The sequence below is a fragment of the Geosporobacter ferrireducens genome, assembly GCF_001750685.1.
In the GTDB taxonomy this organism is placed as follows: domain Bacteria; phylum Bacillota; class Clostridia; order Peptostreptococcales; family Thermotaleaceae; genus Geosporobacter; species Geosporobacter ferrireducens.
This window is the reverse complement of sequence record NZ_CP017269.1, coordinates 2865170-2883111: the sequence shown is the minus strand read 5'-3', so window position 1 is coordinate 2883111 and position 17942 is coordinate 2865170. Positions and strand designations below refer to the sequence as shown.

The following is a 17942-nucleotide window of genomic DNA, read 5'->3' as shown; positions in this document are numbered from 1 at the left end:
TCTACGCCTCACCGTCTACATGGAATTTAATCTTAAATTTCGTTCCTACTTCAATTTTACTCTCTACTTCAATTTCCCCGTTATTTTCCGTAACCAGCTTGTGGACAACTGACAATCCTAGGCCTGTGCCTTGTGGATAAGTGGTATAAAAGGGATCAAAGATTGTCTCCATATCCTCAGGTCGAATGCCACAGCCATTATCTTCAAATTCCACAGATACAAATTGTCCCTTTGGTTCAGAAATACGTTCAATGTAAATATTTAATGTCCCCTCTTGTTCCACGGCTTTAAGGGCATTGGCAATAATATTTAAAAAAACCTGTTCAATTTGTCCTTGATCCACTATAACCTCATGCTTTTTTCCATCATCCTTAATATTGATCTCGATCTGTTTCTCTGAAGCTGCTTTTTTTATTAAATAAAGGGCTCTGTTTAAAATCTCCCTAACATTCGCTCTTTCATATCTGGGCAGCCTTGGTTTAGCAAAATCCAAAAGATCTGTAATGAGATGATTGAGTCTGTCAATTTCATATAAAACCCCATTAAACAGGTTTTCATTGGATGGTTCTTCTGGCGTGGACAATCTCTTTTTCAATACCTGCATGCCCGTTTTCATTCCCGCCAAAGGGTTTCGAATTTCATGGGCCAAGCCTGCAGCCAGCTGCCCAACCGATGTAAGCCGATTGACACGTTCAATTTTTTTCTCAATTTTTTTTCGTTCCGTAATATTATTAAAATTGCATATAGCGCCGCTGATCTGCCCTTCATCTGTTTTTAGCAATGAGGTGGTTACGTCTATATAAAGCATATCATTATTCTGTTGATATTGAAAAACATAAACATGATTCAATGATTTTTCTAAACTTAGAGTCTCCTTTAATTGGTCAATCAAAACCTTCTCTAGACTCTGATCACTGTCTTGTCCACAAGTATCCTGCTGGAGCATTTCTTCCGCCGTGTGATTGATAGATACGATATTTCCTGATTGATCCGTTGTAATAATTCCTGTAGATATATTTCTCAAAATATCTTCATTAAACTGCTTTATCTCTATCAGCTTAGATGTATTCTTTTGAAGCTTGTTCATCATATTATTGAAAGCATTTGCCAAAACACCGATTTCATCTCTTCTTCTAATAAAAATCTTTTCTTCCAGATTTCCATTTGCAATATTGTTGCAGGTATCTGCCAACAATTTAATAGGTTTGGACAGGTTGTAAGCAATGAGTATCGTCGCTTGCATAGATATGATTAAGAAGATGATAACGATCAATAGATTATACTTTTGTACTGCGATGAGCTCTTCAGAAAATATGTTTTTATTCAGTCCATAACCGACAGTCCATTTCCATGGCTCGTATACGACATAAGTAAAAACAAAACGGTCTGTTTCAACAGCCCCTTTCTTTTGATCACCTCGAATGTCACTGAAAATGTTCTCTAGAGTGGTATTTGATGGCTCAAAACGGTCAACCATGATGTGTTTCTTCTCTGCAATAACGAATCCAATTGGACCTAACTGTTCATAATATCCAACGACCTTTTCTTTTGCCTCTTGTAGTGACAGTTGTTTACTTTCTACCGCTTCATTGAAAGTCTCTATTAAATGAATGGTTTCCGTTAGATTTTCTTGCATGTTCTTTTTCTGATTATCTAATAAAAGCCGGTATCCATTCCAATAAGAGATTCCGCCTACACTGCTAATCGAAAGAATGATCAAAACCATAAAGGGAATTAATATCTTATTTTCAATGTCTGGTTTCAATTGAATCACCTTTTCTGCCATAGGTATATTTGCTAATACTGTAAAATAAAATAATGGCTGCAATCACACCTGGTAAAGCCGGATGAATCACATTACTGGGATCTGCTTCTGTAAACTTGTATTTCAGTACAAAGGCAATCATCGTAGCCAGTCCTCCGACAAAGGAAGCAATCGCACCTTCCTTCGTGGCTTTCTTCCAAAACAAACCTCCATACAGAGGCAGCAAAAAAGTAACTGAAAACACACCCCATATTTGACTGCCATAGATCAATAAACTTTGTGGCGGATTTATCGATAATATTAAGGAAATGGTTCCGGAGAGCAATATGAAAATACGATTCAGATTCATATATTTACCTTCATCTATCTTTAAGCAGGAATAGTTTTTTAAAATATCATAAGTAAAGCCGCTAGCTAATATCAGCAGTTGAGAATTAGCTGTAGACACAGCTGCCGCCGTGATACCGATCAAAACCAATCCGCTGAATCGCGAATAGATGACTTTATTAATCATATAAGGGAAAACTTCATCTACAGAATCAATACTATCAATAGATGGCTGTAAGACTCTTGAACCTAGGCCAATTATAAATATTCCCAGATAGATAATGGCAAGAATCAGTACCGAATAGCAAATCATATTCACTGCTGTTTTTTTATTTCGGGCAGATATGATTCTTAAAGCATATTGAGGATTGCCAGCTAACCCTAGTCCCCAACCGCAAAATCCGGTGATAATCATTAGTGGTGGGTATAAACCTTTTGAAAAAGGATCTAACAGTGCCCCCTGTTCTGTAATAAACGGTGCACGGGGGAAAGGTTTCGTCGCTATTTCTGCTGCTTGTTCATGTATACGCAGAATACCCTCTGTGTTCCTTAAAATCATACCCGATGCCAACAGAATACCCAGAACAATGAGCACGAAGTTTAATCCATCTGTTTTCGCAACGGAAAATAAACCGCCAAAGGTGCTATAGACAATAAACAAATATACCAGTATGATTGCAAGGGTATAGTTGATATCCAGCAGCTCAGACATCACAACACCGAAGCCCCTGATTTGTATAATCATATAGAGCGTATAGCTGAAGATAATGATGCATCCTCCCATGGCCTGCAGCAGTCTGCTGTCATATCTAATCCTAAAGTACTCAGGCACTGTGAGTATGTCATATGCTTTTAATCTGGGCACAATGGATACTAAAAAAGCTGCACCTATAAACCAAGGCACTACGGAATATAACACCATAGCATAGCCATATGCATAGATCGATCCTGTAAGTCCCTGCATGGATGCAGCACTAAACCAGGTGGCTGTAAAAGTGAAAATACTGGCAAGCAGTCCTAAACTGTTTCCTGCAACAAAAAAATCCTTCAAATTGTTCGTCTTCTTAAATCCATCTTTACCAAACCATAACAGCATCAGCGTATAAAGTGTAAAAAATATTAGGTAAATAATTGCTTTATTCATCTTTATCCAACACCTTCTTACATTTTAGGATGAGGGCTACGATAGAAGGCAGCAGTGCAGAGACGATAAAGGTACCGCCTACAATGAATAAAGTTTTCATTGGTAAACCAATATAGTACAGTCCATCCATTTCCTGCATACCTCATTTCATGGATATAATATGTGCTAAAATCCGTTCACTTTACATGATGCATTCGATAAATAACATTCGTCATAAAACCATATTTTCCTCCATAAAATGAACACTCTCGGTGACGCATAAATCTGATTCTATCTTCTATTGGCGCTTCTATCCATACAAAAGGTCAAGAAGCAATCAGATAAAGATGTATCTTCACAAAAATAAGAGAGCAAGGAAGCATAGCTTCAAGCTCTCTTATTTCTTTGTTTACGAAAACCTATTCAAACCTCTTTTATTTTTCCATTTCCGGATCGTAAAATTCTCCGAAAAGTTCTTCGTCAGAGGGTTTATCTTCTGGGATCGGATAAGATACCCAAGTTGTATTCATATAATGCTTTAGGTTAACATTCTCAGAAACAATGTTTCCACCCCACGTTCCGCAGCCTAAGCTTGAAGTCATCGGCATTCCATTTGTGAAGGAGCCTGCATTTGCTTTGGATTGGGGCTGTCGAACCATAATCCGGCTCACAGGAGCTACTAAACCTAACTGATGAATATGTTCATCATTAAAGGAGTAAATTCCTACAGAGTGACCTTTTCCGCCAACATTATAGATCGCATGCATCATCTTTAATGCATTTTCGAAACCCTTCTCATATTTATACACAGCTAAGAGCGTCGTCAGTTTTTCTCTGGAGAATGGATATTCTTTTCCAATACCGTCTCCCATAACAATGATAAATTTTCTATCGTCTGGAATACTAAAACCAGCAGCCTCAGCTAGTTTTTGCGGTGCAACAGCTACTGTATCCACCAGTCTGTGTCCCTCATCATCCCACATCACTTTGCGAAGCTTTTCTTTTTCTTCTTCATTAGCAAGGTAACCACCCTCTACTACTAATTGCTTCACCATCTTATCGAAGATCGTCTCTTCAATGATTAGATTTCCATCGGCTGAACAGCCTGAACCAAAGTCTGAGGTTTTGCTGAGCATGGTGTTTCGAGCTGCTTCTTCCATATTGGCTGTCTCGTCAATAATCATGGTAGAATTTCCGGCACCTACTCCGTACGCTGGTGTTCCAGAACTATAAGCTGCTTGAACCATCGCTGGGCCCCCTGTAGCAAGTACAAGATCTGCCTTAGACATAAGCGCCTTAGACATAGGGATATTTACTTTTGTCAGGCATTGAAGAATATCTGCTGGAGCGCCTTCTCTTTCAAGAGCTTCTCTCATCAGTCTTACAGTTTCAAAAGTAGTCTTTTTAGAACGTGGATGCGGTGAGAAAATTACCACGTCTCTAGCCTTGATGGCATAGATTGCTGTGCCCGCCGGTGTTAAGTCCGGATTTGTGGTAGGTACAATGGATGCAATAATTCCAACAGGTTTTGCATACTTCCGAATGCCTTTTTCTGGAATTTCTTCGATAAGTCCTATACTCTTCTGCCGCAGTGCATCTCGGAGAACACCTCTAATTTTAAATCGCTTACCTTGTCTGCTTACAGGGTCTCCCAATCCACTTTCTTCAATTCCCATATCCACTAAGCGAAGAAAAGTTTTTTTGTTGGATACTGCCCAAGCTACTGCTTGACATAAGCGATCTACTTTTTCTTGGTCATAGGTTTCTATGACAGCCAATGCTTTCTGCGCCCGCTCAAAGGCAGTATCTAATTCTTGTTGTTGTTCTATTGTGAGTTCATTTGCCATTTATAAACACCCTTTCTTTACAATTATTTTCTCTTATTTGCTGTGCTTAATCCTTTCGTACTCTATTTTTGCTTTTTTACTATATCACAAGACTTACCCGCCTTTAAGATCGCACTGGAGGTATCGTAACCGATAAGCTGTTGAACATATCGTCCTATAGAAATAATTCCGTCCAGGTCATATCCTGTTTCAATACCCATTTCGTGACACATATGCACTAAATCCTCTGTAGCTATATTTCCGGATGCCCCAGGAGCGAAAGGGCATCCTCCTAAGCCAGCAAAACAGGAGTCATAGCGTACAATACCTGCCATCATACCTGCCATCACATTGGCTAGGCCCATTCCTCTTGTGTCATGAAAATGTAGATTCCATATAACATCAGGAAATTGTTCCTTTACCCGCAGACTATACTCATAAACCTGCTGAGGGTTGGCCATCCCTGTCGTATCAGATAAAGAAAGTTCTTTCACTCCAATCTCTTGAAATGCTTCAATAACGGAAATAACTTGCTCCAAAGGCACTTTTCCTTCCATAGAACATCCAAAAGCTGTAGAAATTGCCCCTGAAAGGGTCATTCCACGAGCAGCCGCATAGGCTGCACATTCCTCGAATCCTCGTACTGCCTCCTCGGGCGTTCGATTCAGATTGCTTAAAGAGTGGGCCCGGCTGGCTGATACCGTCAACTTTGCTTTCTGTATTCCCGCAGCTTCTGCCCGCTGTAACCCTTTGATGTTCAAAACAAGGGCACGATATTCTACACCCGCTGCTCTTTTTATTCGCTTAGCTACCTCATCGGTATCTGCCATCTGAGGCACCGCTTTAGGATGAACAAAGGAACCTATTTCTATGATCTTGGCACCTGCCTGCACATAACGATCGATAAGCTCTACCTTTTGCTCAACCGTCAAAGTCTTTTCTTCATTCTGAAGGCCATCTCTCGGCCCTACCTCACAAACTAGAATATTTTTAGGCCATTGAATTCTATCCTTCAGTTCATTTGAAGACATCTTTTTCCCTTCTTTCTTTTTTAATTTAGTAATTTGAAAAAAACTTATCCTCTAAAATAAGCTTCATCAAATCTTGAATAATGAAATCCGATTGTTCAATACCTCTGCGATCGATGCCAAATTCTCTGCTGCTCCTGCAATTCCTTCGATCTGTCCAGCTTGTTCCTCAGTAGTAGCACTCACCTCTTGCGCTGACGCAGCTGTTTTTTTAGCAATATTAAACACGGTTTCAAAATCTTCCATAACGCTGTCTGCCTCTTGTACAACCTTTAGAATAGAACAATTCACCATCTCTATTTCTTGTGCCATTTCCTGTATTTCATGGTGAATTTCTTCGAAATTTTGACTTGCCTGATTTACGATAACAGCCCCAGCTTTTAAAGCATGGTCATTCATTGTCATAGAATCGGTAAATACCCTGATCTGCTCCTTTATCCCATTGATTGCGACGGAAATTTGATTCGCTGATTCTGCTGATTGGTCTGCAAGCTTTCTGATCTCTTCTGCAACGACTGCGAAGCCTCTACCCGCTTCACCTGCTCTGGCAGCCTCAATAGCTGCATTTAGTGCAAGCAGATTAATCTGTTCATAAACTGAACCGATCAGCACCATTACACTTGCTATTTTATCCGACGCTTGATTCAGATTTAATATTTTTTCAACAGTTTCCTCAGTATTTGCCTTTATCAATTCAATTTTTTCTGCAGCCTCATAGGATACACGTCTTCCTTCTGTTGTTGATTTTAGATTCTCTTGGGAAAGCTGCAAAACTTTCTGTATCCTCTTTGATACCGTATCCGTATGCTCAAAAATCTGATCGATTTTCATTTTTGACTGCTCAATGGTCAGGGACTCATCATCGGTATCTTTGCTTAGCTCTATAGCAACTGCATTCACCTCTTCCACAGCAGCAGATACCTGCTGGGAGGATGCAGATAACTGCTGGCTTGCAGCACTTATTTCCTCGGCAGAAAGCACAGCTTGTTCAATGAACCCACGTAACTCTCTTACCATTCTATTGAAAGATTCTACTAATAAACCTGTTTCATCTCTCGTCTCTATCTTGATTTCTCTATTTAGATCTCCCGCTGCTACAGCTTGGGCTGCTATACTAAATTGCTGAATCGGGCGAGTAATACTCCTGGTAATCAGTAGTGAAATTAAAAAGCTCAAGGCTATAGCTATCGCAATGAATCCGACCGTCATCCCCTTTGTCCGGTCTTGCAGTCTATAAAGGTCTGTTATTTGTTCATCAACCTGTTTTTCTTTGAAGCTGATGAGAGCAGCTACTGTTAGTTTAATTTCCTGGGTTTTGGGATACGCCTTAAACTGCATATCCTCGATGGCTTCTTCCTCTATCCCCTGTTCTTTTAACGAAAGTATTTTTTCACTGATTCCATCGTATTCTTTTGCTTGGGCTATCAATTTTTCTATCAGTTCCCGCTCTTCTGAGTTCTGACTGTTGGTTAACGTTATGTCGCTGCTTTGAATTCTCTCTGACTGCGCTAATTTAAAATTGTCAATGAATTCTCTTCGTCCTGTAATGATAAATCCCCGTAAGGAAACATCCTGTTCAAGGGCAGACGATTGAATGTTTTTTCCATTTTGTATACTGCTCATTGCCTCCTCAATCATCGCTTTACTGGTCTCTTGTATGTGAAACATATTCATCAAGCTGTAAACGCATAACCCTGCCAATAATAGAATCACAATAAAGAAACTGATTAAAATTTTTGTTCGTATTTTCACGCTTATACTAGCCCCTTCCTCCTTAAGATTTCGAATCTAAAAATCTATGTAGGTGAAAATTAACTTTATTAGGCTCAACGAACATTCTATCTATCTTTTCTTCATATGCAATATACTCTTTTGTCGTCTATGCTGCTGCTTTATTTTTCTCATAGAAATTAATCCATCACAAATTTAACTGCTTTTACAAGCCTGATCTTTCATTATAGGGGGATATTCTTCTATCTTTCTGTTTTTTGAATACACCAGACCCATCATAATAATGAAGCCACCTACAATTTGCATGGGAGAAATTGTTTCTCCTAGGATCAACCAGCCGAATAATACAGATATAAATGGAGGCAAATTGGCATAAATTGCTGTTCTGGTAGGCCCAACTCTATGAACGCCAGTGTTCCAAAGTATATAGGAAATGCCTAAGACAAATACTCCAGAGAAAAATACTCCTCCCCAAGCCGCCGTCGAAAAAGAAGCCCACTCACTTTGTAATACTTGTTTAGCGCTCAGAATTAGAAAAAAAATGGTGGTGAAGGATAAAGAGTAAGTTGTAACTTTGATAGTAGATAAATCTTTAAAATACATTCGTATCATAATCGTATAAATACTCCAGAATACAGTTGCCACAACAATTAGAATATTTCCTTTGGCGGCTTCTATTCCCCCGGCAAAGGGGTTCCCCGAACCCATTACTACCAAGGTTACCCCCATAAAGGATATGATAATGCCTATATAAGTTTTCATAGTGACCTTTTCAAGTTTTAATAATCTTGCCAATAATACTACGCATACTGGTGTTGAGGCAAGAATAATAGAAGTGGCACCTGCAGTTGTTTTTGCAACTCCATATATAAAGGAAATCTGATTGATGCCATGAGCGATAATCCCGGTAAACACTAAGTATATCAATTGTTTTTTACTGATCTTAATCTCTCTCTCCTTAGTAAGAAGAATGATCCAGCAAACCGCTGAACCAATAGCAAATCTTAAGGTATTAAACAATAATGGGACTATTTCCTTGAGCGAAACTTTCACAATTACATAGTTTAACCCCCACATGAGCGTAACGAAAGCAAGCATCAGGTCTGTAGACCCAAATCTATTTTTCTTTGTATCAACAACCTCCACAATAAGCACCTTCTTATTTATTAGAGAAAATGATCTCCTTTATATAGTCCGTAGGCATTTCTACTCCAGTCCATATTTTAAAAGCCAAAGCACCTTGCCAAATCATCATGCCCAATCCATTAATCGTCTTACATCCTACCTGCTCTGCCATTTCAAGCAATTTAGTCTTTACCGGATCATAGATCAAATCTGAAACGATTAATTTGGGATGCAGCATTTCTGGGTCTGGAATAATACTCTTATCCTCGTGAGGATGCATACCTAAAGGAGTACTGTTAATCAGCATATCTGCTTCCTGTAATTTTTGTTTTAGTATATTATTGCTTAGTTCTAACGCTTCTACCTTGCAATTCGATATGTTCGCACGAATGGTATTGCAGATTTCTTCAGCCGGCTCTATAGATCGGTTCATAATAATAAGTTCTGCTGCTCCGTCTAATGCCAATTGAATAGCAACACTTCTAGCTGCACCGCCAGCTCCAACCATTACAATTTTTTTTCCTTCTATGGAGATTCCCTCTTCATTCAAAGATTTTACGTATCCTCTTCCGTCAGTATTATAGCCAATGAGTTTTCCATTATCATTTCGCACCGTATTCACTGAGCCTATCAGCTGTGCCTCTGGACTTATTTCATCTAAAAGGGGAATAACTTTTTGTTTATTGGGCATCGTTACGTTAAAACCTGCTGCATCCAATACTCTCATGGCTTTTACTGCCTCGGCCAAACTGTCTTCTGTTGCTTCAAAAGCAAGATATACATAGTTTAGCCCAAGATATTGGAACGCCGTATTATGCATATGCGGTGAACGGCTATGCCTAATAGGGTAGCCTAATAAACCAATGGGTATTGTTTTTCCGTTTATACAATATTGCATGTAATAACACTCCTTCATCATTCTATATGATCGCTAGCTTATTTTCGTTATATCCTAATTGATGAGAAATTCTTTTAGCTCCATTCACAATCAGTGAACAAAATAGATCTGTATTATCGGGGAAACGGAATACCGGGCCGGATATAGCGACACATCCAATTACTTTTCCATGGGCATCAAAAATAGGCGCTGCAACACAACCTACCTGATCATCTTTCTCTCCTAAACTAATGGCATAGCCATTTTGTTTAACACCTTTCATTGTATTGATAAATACATCGGGATCTGTAATCGTATTGGGTGTAAAAGATTTTAATTCCTTAATCATATCAAACCATAATTTTTCTTCCAAACCTGACAATATAGCTCTTCCACTGGCTCCAGCCCAGAGAGGAGACCGCTCCCCTATTTTTATCGCCTGCCGTATAGGCAGTGGACTCTCTACTTGTGCAAGGCACATACTCTCCAGGTTATCTAATATATAAAGGTTAATGGTCTCCTTTGTTGTCTTGTTGATTTCCTCCATAACAGGACGTGCAATCTCATTCAATTCCAGTTTTTCTTTGGCAATGAGCCCTAAATAATACATGTTATGTCCTAAAGAATATTTATTGTTCTTAGGGTCTCTTTTTATGAATCCCTCTGCTTCTAGAGTTGCCAGCAATCTAGAAGTGGTGGATTTTGCCAAGCCCATTTTTTCAGTAATCTCAGTCATTGTTAGTTCTTTTTCTTTCCAATTAAAACATAATAGAATATGGAGTGCTCTTTGTATGGATCTTACGCTGTTTTCACTATTTTTTTCTGCCATGACAGTCCTCCTATATTTTTCATAACACAACTCTACTCCCACCAATAGAATAATCTTTTACTCTATTAATTCCCTTTCAACGAAAACATGTCCCTTATTTTTTCTCTATTCTGTTATCACGGTCTCTTCTGCTAGATTTTTACTTTTTTTTTCCTTATTCATAATCGCATTGCCTACCTTTGACTGTGCAAAAATCATAACTACGATTGCAACGAATAAAAAGAGTGAAATAGGATTTTGCAAAACGTCTAAAAAGAATTCTGGTATCGACCCTGCAGACATAACCGATCTTCTATAATTGGTATCTAACATCGGTCCCAGTATTAGCCCGAGCACCAATGGCCCCACTGGAAAGTCATAGGTTTTCATAATATAACCAAGTACACCAAATGCCAGCATCCAGTAAATATCAAAAATATTGTTATTAATGGTGTAGGAACCCACAACGGATAAAATAATAATCATAGGAATCAATATTCCTTTTCTTATTTCTACTAATTTTGTGAATATTTTTACCCCAGTAAGTCCAAAGACCAATAAAAAGAAATTCGCTAATATTAAAGAACCTACAATCAGCCAAAATAGATTCGGTGATTCAACCATTAACATTGGGCCCGGCTTTAATCCATGAATAAACAGTGCGCCAATAATAATCGCCGTAACCGCATCTCCTGGAATCCCTAGCGTTAACATAGGGATAAAGGCACCTCCTATGGCTGCATTGTTCGCAGATTCCGGTGCAACAAGTCCCTCTAGTGCACCTTCTCCAAAAGGCCTTGTAGGATTTTTTACCGTTCGCTTTGCATGATCATAGGCCAAAAGTGCAGCCAAATCCCCACCGGTTCCGGGTAGCGCACCTACAACAACCCCTAGTATTGAAGTACGGATCGATAAAGGTAAAAACCGCAATAAAGTCTCCCATGAGGGTATGATTTTCTCAATTTTTTGCTTTACTACGGGCAAATCTTTTGTTTTTATCTGTACCAGCGCCTCAGAAACCCCAAACAATCCGATCATGGCTGTTACATAATTGATTCCCCCCATTAGGTTTAGAGAACCAAAGGTAAATCTTCCTTGGCCTGTTAAAGGGTCCATCCCTACTAATCCCAATAAAATTCCAAATGCTGCCATAAATAGTCCCTTAGGTGTTGATTTGGAACCAAGGCTGCCTACCAGCATTAAACCCATAATTGCTAATAGCAGATAATCTCTTGGTGCAAATTTCAACGCAAATTCTGATACAAAAGGTGCTCCCAACGCCAATGCAGCAATTCCAATAAAACCTCCTAAAACTGACTCTACTGTAGAAATCCCGATGGCTTTACCCGCTTCTCCCAGCTTTGCCAGTGGATATCCGTCAAAACTGGTTGCAATCGCTGCTGGAGCTCCTGGGATATTCAGCAAAATTGAAGATCTGGAACCGCCATAAACGCCACCGGTATAAATTCCTACCATTAAAGCTAGCGCTGAGTGCGTATCCCATGAAAAGGTAAAAGAAATCAATAGGGATACTGCCATTGTAACAGATAATCCTGGTATGGCACCAATATAAATACCTGCAAAAGTTCCTGCTGCGATTAGCAGTAACAAATTTATATCCAGCAGGGGTAAAAAAATATTCATAACATGTGCATCCACGACTCCACCTCCTTAAGGAAGAATAACTTTAAACAGTACTTTGAAAATCAATAAAATAACCCCTAAGTTTAATAATGCAATGAATAGGTTTTTTCCCCAACTGCCTGAAGTCAGGTAACTGATTGCTATCCATAAAAACGCAAATGTTGCCAGCGGGAATCCGACAATACCCAGAAACACACTATATAGGACTAGAAGAAGTATTACAACCACTACATCCTTTTTAAATATTAAATTTCCAAGAGCTTTTATTTTCTCTCCATAATTAGAATAGGATTCTGGGGAGAATTTTTTCTTTTCTCCCCAAATCCACATACTAAACACGAACAACAAGCTGGAGATAAATAGTGGAAACGCTCCTGGAGAAGATGATGTAAGATTTGCACCGGATATCTTTACGGATTCATAGATCGCAAATGAACTCAGTGCAATTAGCATATAGCTAAGTCCTCGTTCTCCAACCTGAAGCTCTCTGTCTTCCACAATAATCCTCCTCACATATTATTATTCTACACGTTTAATTCCGAATTTTTCCGGAGATATTGGTGCTCCACCGGCATCATAGAGCAGCCATGCAGAAACACTCTGCCAGTTGTCTAAGAATTCTTCAGCTTCTTTTCCTGATGTTCCTAGCGGCGTGATATATCTGCCCTTTAGGAAGCTTTGGAATTGCTCTTCTTCAAAAGCCTTTCTAAATGCGTCTTTTAAAATTTGCTTTGTTTCTTCCGGTGTCTCTTTTTTTACAAATACACCATAGAATAACCCCCATGGCAGATATTTATTATAGGCAGGTATTTCTTGTCCAATTGCTGCAACATCTACACCTTCCATTGGTTTGTCTGTGATGGCGGATATAACCTTAATCTTTCCCGCTTTATACATTTCATCGGCAATAGACATCTTTACAATCGTCACCTCTACGTGGCCCCCTAGTAGTGCTGTAAGCACTGGACCGTCGCCATCGAAAGGTATTTGGTTAAACTCTACTTCACTTACAGTTTTCAAGAAAGAAGCTACAACGAAAGGCAATCCTCCCGGGCCTGTAGTTCCTAGTTTAATCTTTCCTGGGTTTGCTTTGGCCTCATCCAATAAGTCATGAATATTATTAAACTTTGAATCAGCCGGAACAACGATTACTGCAGTTTCATAGCCTGTAAGAATTACTGGTTCAAAATCCTTATAGGTTAATTTCGAGATATCCATTACTTGATATAGTTGGGGATTTTCTGCTCCAAATAATAGTGTATGTCCATCTGCTTTCTGGTCATATACAAACTGCGTCGCGATGGCACCTGTAGCACCAGTTTTGTTTTGCATTACAATAGTTCTTCCAAGGTACTTTTCTGCTAATGGTGTGATGGCTCTAGATATCGTATCGGTTCCACCACCAGCACCCCACTGAACAATCCCTGCTAAGTCTTGGGTTGGAAAATCTACCTTTTGTTCTTGTTCCGGCTGCTTTGGAGCCTCTTTTGCACAACCTGCAAGCACGCCTGCCAGCAATACCAATGACAGTACTACACAAAAAACTTTCTTTAGTTGGATTTTCGTTTTCATTTTTTTCCCCCTCATCATTATTATTTCATTGAATCATTCTAAAATCAATGGGTTTGATTTAGAATGATTTGCTGACTTGGAAATCGATTTCTTCTTGACGAATCTGCTTAGCTGATAAATATCTTCCAATTAAAAGAATTAGCTCAGAAGATTTTTCATTATCAGGAGTTTTAATGCTTTTATAAAAACTCCTGATAACTTTCTCCCATTCGCTTACGCTAAATGCAAGCTTATAAAAATACTATTGCCGGTAGCCCTTTACCGGTCTACTTTGTCGTTACGTGTTTTGATTTTGCAGGCTCTCCATACATTAGCTTACCTTCTACAACATTTTCCTTCGGTGTATAGATATCATTGATGTTCCAGATTCCATCTGTAGGTACCGGGATGTTTTCCATCGGCACATCGATTAAGTAGGGTTCATTCGCATCTAATGCTTCTTTAAATACCTCTTTGAATTCTTTTGCGCTTGTGATCTTCTTGGCTTTAATGCCATAGGCTTTTGCCACTTCAGCCCATTCCGGGTTATATCTTGTTCCATCCGGCTTCTGGAATACCGTGCCAAAGGTGTGGTGGTAGTGGCCTGCTTCTAGTCCTGCGATGGTTCCAAAAGCACCGTTGTTCATGACTACCCATACTACAGGTATTCCTTGCTCTACTGCTGTCGCCATAACCGATGGGTTTGTTCCAAATCCACCGTCACCTACCATGGTAATAACTTTTTTATGTGGCGCACCAAGCTTTGCACCTAGTACTGCCGATGGACCAAATCCCATCGTTGCCAGTCCGCCTGGGTGAAGAATCGTTCCAGGCACTGTAATGGGGAACTGCTGTCCCATACCGTTTTTATTCCAACCTACATCTGTTAGAATGATGCCGTCTTCAGGAAGTGTCTCTCGTACGTCTTGGAGGATTCTTTGAGGCGTCATGGGGAACTGGCTGCTCGCTTCTACTTCTTGATTGCTCTTTTTAAAGGCTTCCTTGTATGCTTTAATTTCTTTTCTTAGCTCTGGTCGCTGCACGCCTTCCGGCTTTTTTTTCTTTGCAACGGCTAGCAGATCTTTTAATGCTGCTTTTAGATCGGCCACTGCACCAATTTCTACCGGAAAATTTCTACCGATTTCTGTAGGGTCAATATCTATGTGGATCAGCTTGGTGGGTGGAATATTAAAGGTTACTCCTCCATACCAAGAACTGCTGTCCGCCTCTGCAAAGGTTGTACCTAATCCTAGAATTACATCTGCATTCTTTGTCGTGTTGTTAACATATTCCGTTCCCCAGAAGCCTGTCATCCCTACGGCCAGTGGATGGGTATCGGAAAGGCCCCCTTGGCCCATTAGGGTTCTTGTTGCTGGTATATCCAGAAAATCTACGAAATCTGTTAATTCTTGTGATGCTTTTGCTAAAAGAATTCCACCGCCATAGTGAATAACCGGATTCTTCGCTGCTAACAGCATATCTATGATTTTTTCTCCTGTCTCTTGGTCTAATGAAGGCTTCGCAATATTCATCCTGTGATGGTATGTTCTTTCGAAGTGAATCATGTCAATCTCTCTTGAAAACATATCCATCGGCACTGAAATCAGTACAGGCCCAGGTCTTCCACTGACAGCCATTGTAAAGGCTTTATCCAGAATCTCAGGGAATGCCTCCGGTCTTTCAATCCGCCATGCTCTTTTTACAAATGGCTTGTAAATCTCATATTGTGAGGCATCTGCATGTAAATTAAATTCTTGGTGTGGATGCTTTCCATAGTAGTAACTCGGTATATCTCCCGCAATGACTACCATTGGAATATTATCCAGCGCCGCGTTGGCCACACCAGTAGTAGCATTTGTAAGTCCAGGACCTAAGTGAAGGAGCACCACACCTGGTTTTCCACTGGTTCTTGCATATCCATCGGCTGCATGGGCAGCAATTTGCTCATGGCGAACAGAGATAAACTTTAATTTGCTTTTCTGAAGGGCATCTAACATTCCGATAACGGTGTGACCGCATAGTCCGAAAACGTATTCGACCCCTTGTCTTTCTAAGTAGTCTGCCAGTGCATGGGAAACCAACTTTTTCACCACATTCTCTCCCTTCAAAGTTAAACGATTATTTTTCATCTTTATGCTACATGTTTTTATGCAATATATCTATGACCTCTCGCAGCTCTGCGACAGCAATCTGTCCCGGTGCAGAAGCTGCTTTTCCGGCACCAAAGGTAACCGCAGAGCCGAAAACACCTCCGGCCATTCTGCTAATCAAGCCTTTTCCTGACATAGACATTGTAATTAGGGGTATTTCTGCATATTTTTCCTTCATTGTATTGGTAGCATACAATAGATTCAACACATCTTCCATCGTATTTGGCATCACAGCAATTTTTGCAATATCAGCACCAATTTCCTGAGCTTTTCTCAATCGCTCAATCATTTCCTCTTTTGATGGCGTTTTCTGAAAATCATGGTTGGATATAATTACGTAAATATCGTTTTCATTGGCTTCAGCAATAATTTCCCGTAAAATCGCTTCCCCACTAATTAGTTCCACATCAACAATATCTACTTGTCTGCTTTTTATTACTTTTTTGATTAAATCAAAGCGTAATCCATTCTCTATCTTTCGATGTCCTCCCTCAAGGTCTACCCTGCACGTAAAAATAATGGGGTATGCTTCCAGCTTTTTTCTTAAGTGTGAGAGTATATCTAATACTTTTTGGATATTTTCAACATCATCGAAATAATCAACTCTCCACTCTACCAAGTCTGGTTTTAAAGCTAATATTGCCTCTGCTTCCTGGAATAACTGCTCTTCTGTCTTTGCAACAAGAGGCGTACAAATTTGGGATATCTCTCCACCAATCTTTCTTCCCTTTACCTCAATCACTTTTTCCGATTTACTCATTGCATTAAAACCTCCTAACAAGTATGCTTATTGGCACAAATTTAATTTTTAAATTGAAATCAAAGTAAATTTATATGTATGAAGTTTTGTTGTTCCACTCAATGGTACTACGTTCCTCTCTTTGGAACTTGCTCTTAGTCTACCACCTTTTTTTTTGAGTGTCAATCTAATATTCTTAATTTTTCATATAATTTTAGTTTTATGAATTTTTTTCAAAGCACCACCTTCTTATTTTTCTGTACCATTTGCCGCTATAGTCCATACTTCCTAATGTCTACGTGTTTTTTGAATAGTTTGAAAAGACAAATACAACTATTGACAAGCACGAATAATTTACATATAATTTTGTTAAAAACCGTATAGTAAAACCAGATTCCATCTGACGGAACTCGAGAGGAGTAAGAAAATGAAACGACAATTTTCTTTAGCACATCTCACTGTGCTAGGATGTGCACCGCCTGAAATGACTTATATAGCTGCTATGGCCGGATATGATTATGTCAGCCTGCGGCCTATTTATATGGGTCTTCCTGGAGAACCTAACTATGATTTAGCCGGAAATAACGAGATGATGAAACAAACGAAAAGAGCCCTTGCAGATACAGGTCTCAAACTTTTGGACATTGAATTAGCCCGTATCTATGATGGTCTGGACCCAAAAAGATATCTGCCGGCAATGGAAGTTGCTGCTGAGTTAGGCGGCAAACATGTTCTAAGCAGTATCTGGACCCCTAATCGTAATTTCTATATCGAAAAATTTGGCGAACTTTGTGATCTAGCGAAATCATTCGGTCTGACTGTAGATTTAGAATTTGTTCCAATTGCCGAAGTGTTTGACCTTGCAGGAGCAGTAGATGTTCTTCGTGCGGTTAATTGTGAAAATGCTGGTATTATGATTGATACACATCATTTCCACCGTTCAAAAGACAATGTTGAAGACCTGAATGCATTGCCCCGCCAATGGTTCCACTTTGCACATCTTTGCGATGCTCCTGGAGAAATTCCAACAGAGAGAGATGAAATGATCCGTATCCTTCGTGAGGCCCGTTCCTATGTCGGTGAAGGCGGCATTGATGTTGCGCGTATTTTAAATCAAATACCTGAGGTTCCATACTCAATTGAGCTGCCAAATCTGGAAAAAGTTAAAGAATTTGGTTATGCAGAGCATGCACGTCGCTGCATACAAACGGCTAAAGATTATCTGGATGCTTATCCACGGGAATAGTT

The 17942-nt window shown here is 39.6% G+C and carries 15 protein-coding genes; 1 reads left to right on the top strand and 14 read right to left on the bottom strand.

What is annotated here, in order from left to right:
* Position 1: 1 nt before the first annotated feature.
* The 14 genes from Gferi_RS13510 to aroD form a co-directional block, all read right to left on the bottom strand.
* Entirely contained in the window at positions 2–1765 is a 1764-nt protein-coding gene (locus Gferi_RS13510) for a sensor histidine kinase (RefSeq protein ID WP_169832998.1), read from the bottom strand.
* Entirely contained in the window at positions 1749–3236 is a 1488-nt protein-coding gene (locus tag Gferi_RS13505; RefSeq protein WP_069977313.1) for a sodium:solute symporter family protein, read from the bottom strand. Before Gferi_RS13505 ends, Gferi_RS13510 begins: the two co-directional genes overlap by 17 nt.
* Positions 3229–3366, bottom strand: a complete 138-nt coding sequence (locus Gferi_RS28150) for a hypothetical protein (protein ID WP_156782393.1) — start codon at positions 3364–3366, stop codon at positions 3229–3231. Before Gferi_RS28150 ends, Gferi_RS13505 begins: the two co-directional genes overlap by 8 nt.
* Positions 3367–3649: 283 nt before the next feature.
* The gene (locus Gferi_RS13500) at positions 3650–5062 is read right to left on the bottom strand and encodes an aldehyde dehydrogenase family protein (protein WP_069977309.1); all 1413 of its coding nucleotides are present in this window, start codon (positions 5060–5062) and stop codon (positions 3650–3652) included.
* A gap of 62 nt (positions 5063–5124) precedes the next feature.
* Complete coding sequence (locus Gferi_RS13495) at positions 5125–6072, bottom strand: hydroxymethylglutaryl-CoA lyase (RefSeq protein ID WP_236932733.1); 948 nt, start codon at positions 6070–6072, stop codon at positions 5125–5127.
* A gap of 66 nt (positions 6073–6138) precedes the next feature.
* Positions 6139–7821 carry a methyl-accepting chemotaxis protein gene (locus Gferi_RS13490; RefSeq protein ID WP_069977307.1) on the bottom strand — a complete coding sequence of 561 codons (1683 nt, stop codon included), beginning with the start codon at positions 7819–7821 and terminating at the stop codon, positions 6139–6141.
* A 174-nt stretch (positions 7822–7995) separates the two neighbouring features.
* Entirely contained in the window at positions 7996–8946 is a 951-nt protein-coding gene (locus tag Gferi_RS13485) for a DMT family transporter (protein ID WP_069977304.1), read from the bottom strand.
* A 13-nt stretch (positions 8947–8959) separates the two neighbouring features.
* A complete protein-coding gene (locus tag Gferi_RS13480; RefSeq protein ID WP_069977303.1) occupies positions 8960–9823 on the bottom strand; it encodes a shikimate dehydrogenase in 864 nt (287 codons plus the stop codon).
* A 22-nt stretch (positions 9824–9845) separates the two neighbouring features.
* A complete protein-coding gene (locus Gferi_RS13475) occupies positions 9846–10631 on the bottom strand; it encodes an IclR family transcriptional regulator (RefSeq protein ID WP_069977301.1) in 786 nt (261 codons plus the stop codon).
* A 105-nt stretch (positions 10632–10736) separates the two neighbouring features.
* Entirely contained in the window at positions 10737–12269 is a 1533-nt protein-coding gene (locus tag Gferi_RS13470) for a tripartite tricarboxylate transporter permease (RefSeq protein ID WP_236932732.1), read from the bottom strand.
* A gap of 12 nt (positions 12270–12281) precedes the next feature.
* Positions 12282–12752, bottom strand: coding sequence for a tripartite tricarboxylate transporter TctB family protein (locus Gferi_RS13465; protein ID WP_069977299.1), 471 nt, complete (start codon positions 12750–12752; stop codon positions 12282–12284).
* A gap of 21 nt (positions 12753–12773) precedes the next feature.
* Positions 12774–13826, bottom strand: coding sequence for a Bug family tripartite tricarboxylate transporter substrate binding protein (locus tag Gferi_RS13460; RefSeq protein ID WP_169832997.1), 1053 nt, complete (start codon positions 13824–13826; stop codon positions 12774–12776).
* A gap of 266 nt (positions 13827–14092) precedes the next feature.
* Positions 14093–15895, bottom strand: a complete 1803-nt coding sequence (locus Gferi_RS13455; protein WP_069977298.1) for a thiamine pyrophosphate-binding protein — start codon at positions 15893–15895, stop codon at positions 14093–14095.
* 46 nt (positions 15896–15941) lie between these two features.
* Positions 15942–16715, bottom strand: coding sequence for a type I 3-dehydroquinate dehydratase (gene aroD, locus Gferi_RS13450; protein WP_069977297.1), 774 nt, complete (start codon positions 16713–16715; stop codon positions 15942–15944).
* 406 nt (positions 16716–17121) lie between these two features.
* On the opposite strand from aroD, the gene Gferi_RS13445 reads away from it, so the two are divergent.
* Entirely contained in the window at positions 17122–17940 is an 819-nt protein-coding gene (locus Gferi_RS13445; protein WP_069977295.1) for a sugar phosphate isomerase/epimerase family protein, read from the top strand.
* The last annotated feature ends 2 nt before the right edge of the window (positions 17941–17942 follow it).